Origin of the sequence: Iodobacter sp. BJB302, assembly GCF_002735645.1 — a bacterium.
Classification (GTDB): Bacteria; Pseudomonadota; Gammaproteobacteria; order Burkholderiales; family Chitinibacteraceae; genus Iodobacter.
This window is the reverse complement of record NZ_PDZG01000172.1, coordinates 1-1,215: the sequence shown is the minus strand read 5'-3', so window position 1 is coordinate 1,215 and position 1,215 is coordinate 1. Positions and strand designations below refer to the sequence as shown.

General features: G+C 42.4%; 1 protein-coding gene. It reads right to left on the bottom strand.

Annotated features, from left to right (window positions below; all coding sequences use genetic code 11):
- Positions 1–117 precede the first annotated feature (117 nt).
- On the bottom strand, positions 118–843 hold the full coding sequence (locus tag CSQ88_RS22435) for a hypothetical protein (RefSeq protein ID WP_143449589.1): 726 nt from the start codon (positions 841–843) through the stop codon (positions 118–120).
- Positions 844–1,215: the final 372 nt, after the last annotated feature.

Below are 1,215 nucleotides of genomic sequence, written 5' to 3'. Positions count from 1 at the left end.
CAGCCCCTTTTGCATCTGGATTGGGTTGATTGCCATGACGACCACTCCACAAAAGAACGTTCGTTCACCTTAGGCCTTTTAAGTGGTTTGAGCAAGGAGATTGAGCAAGAGACATAATCAGGTAAAGACATGTGTTTGTATTCCTTTATGCCAACGTATGCACCGACCCCACGGATCATTTATTTTATTGGTCAACACTTTTAAAATTTTATTTGTCATTCCTGATTGGGGGGCATCCTTCATGTTGGTGTCCTTCAGGCTCTTTATGATTGATTCGGTCAGATTAGGCGCTACCGAAGCCTTGATAACTGACATCATTTCAGCGTAATTTTTTGGCGCTTGAGGAAAATGGACACCCAGCATTTCAAAACGATTCAAAATTTTCTGAGGCATCACTTTTGGCTTATTATCCGCCATTACAAGCTGTTGCTTAGCTCTGACTACTGCCCCTGTATATTTAGTAGCTCGTTGAACGACCTCCTTGGTGCGCAGCATTGCCAGATCATTCTGAATACCTGTACGTTGCAATTTGTGCATCGTCGCCAGATCCAGCAATTCACGACAGACAGGCTGAGCAACAATTTTATTTGTATCCAAATCAAAAAAACGGCCGCCGAGTTTACTTGCACCAGTCATAATGTTACTAGCAAAAGCAACCACTTTGCCTTTCAAAGACCGGCTAGTGCTTGCAGTTGAATTATTGCCACGCTCAAGCAGCCCCTGAGCGTTTGAAGTAGAGGAGCAATGTTGAGCCGCCGATGATGTGTTGGCAGAGCCCGTTGCTGAATGAGCCTGATAACGCACAGAACTTGGATTTGGCATAAATGTTGTTGATTTTGGCATAATTGCAACCTATTACTTAATAAAATTAAACTAAATCAGCCTGACGCACGAACAATCAATAAAAATATTGCATACTATCCGTCAAGCTAAGAAAAAGTGAAAGTTTAAGGGGGGGGTAGCGCATCAAACCATAAGACAAGTACTAAAAAAAATCAAAACTCACACGATCGGTACGGTTCTTTATTTGATAATGGTAATCCCCAGACAAAACCAGCTCATTTTCTAAGTAGAGTTTTCTCGCAGTATTCCCCCTGTGTCAGGATAGTTGAGATACTCCCTTTTCAGGGATTCTAACTTACTCAGGGGGCTGGTTACTTATCATGTCGCGTATTCCCAAGGCTCGTAAAGATGCCATTTTAAGCAAAATGCTTG